Annotated in this window: 1 protein-coding gene; it reads left to right on the forward strand. The window is 65.2% G+C overall.

Translation table 11 applies throughout. The features are described 5' to 3' along the window. Window position 1 precedes the first annotated feature (1 nt). A partial coding sequence (gene ilvA, locus P0D89_RS52900; RefSeq protein ID WP_408379611.1) for a threonine ammonia-lyase, biosynthetic occupies window positions 2-1,493 on the forward strand: 1,492 nt, incomplete at its 3' end.

Raw genomic sequence — 1,493 nt, forward strand, 5'->3', positions numbered from 1 at the left:
CCTGACCGCGCGCGTCTACGACGTGGCCCGCGAGACCGAACTCGAACGCGCGCCGAATCTGTCGGCGCGGCTGCGCAATCCGGTCTATCTGAAACGCGAGGACAACCAGCCGGTGTTCTCGTTCAAGCTGCGCGGCGCATACAACAAGATGGCGCATATCCCGGCGGAAGCGCTGGGGCGTGGGGTGATTACCGCGTCGGCGGGTAATCATGCGCAGGGTGTGGCGTTGTCGGCGGCTCGCATGGGCGTGAAGGCGATCATCGTGGTGCCGGTCACGACGCCGCAGGTGAAGGTCGATGCCGTGCGCGCGCACGGCGGCCCGACGGTCGAGGTGGTGCAGTTCGGCGAGTCGTACAGCGACGCCTACACACACGCGGTCAAGTTGCAGGAAGAACGCGGCCTGACCTTCGTGCATCCGTTCGACGACCCTTACGTGATCGCGGGTCAGGGCACCGTCGCGATGGAGATTCTCAGCCAGCATCAGGGACCGATTCACGCGATCTTCGTGCCGATCGGCGGCGGCGGGCTCGCGGCCGGCGTGGCCGCGTACGTGAAATCAGTGCGCCCGGAGATCAAGGTGATCGGCGTGCAGACCGACGATTCGTGCGCGATGGCCGCATCGCTGAAAGCGGGCGAGCGGGTCACGCTGAACGAAGTCGGCCTGTTCTCGGACGGCACGGCGGTAAAACTGGTCGGTGAAGAAACCTTCCGGCTGTGCAGCGAATATCTCGACGACGTGCTGCTGGTGAACACCGATGCGCTGTGCGCGGCGATCAAGGACGTGTTCCAGGACACCCGCAGCGTGCTCGAACCCGCGGGCTCGCTGGCGGTAGCCGGCGCCAAGCAGTATGCGGAGCGCGAAGGCATCGAGAACCAGACGCTGATCGCGATCACGTCGGGCGCGAACATGAACTTCGACCGCATGCGTTTCGTCGCCGAGCGTGCCGAAGTCGGCGAGGCGCGCGAAGCGGTGTTCGCGGTGACGATCCCCGAAGAGCGCGGCAGCTTCCGGCGCTTCTGCGAGCTGGTCGGCACGCGCAGTGTCACCGAGTTCAACTACCGGATCGCGGACGCGAATTCGGCGCATATTTTCGTCGGCGTGCAGATCAGGAACCGCAGCGAGTCGGCGCAGATCGCGGGCGCGTTCGAAGCGCACGGCTTCGCCACCGTCGACCTGACCTTCGACGAACTCTCGAAGCAGCACATCCGCTACATGGTTGGCGGCCGCTCGCCGCTCGCGCATGACGAGCGCCTGTTCCGCTTCGAGTTTCCGGAGCGGCCGGGTGCGCTGATGAAGTTCCTGTCGTCGATGGCGCCGAACTGGAACATCAGCCTGTTCCACTATCGCAACCAGGGCGCGGACTACAGCTCGATCCTGGTGGGCATCCAGGTGCCCACGACCGAGACCGAAGCGTTCGACCGTTTTCTCGCGACGCTCGGCTATCCGTACTGGGAAGAGACGCAAAACCCGGTGTATCGCCTGTTCCTCGCCT

It is taken from the genome of Paraburkholderia sp. RL18-085-BIA-A, assembly GCF_046027075.1.
GTDB lineage: Bacteria > Pseudomonadota > Gammaproteobacteria > Burkholderiales > Burkholderiaceae > Paraburkholderia.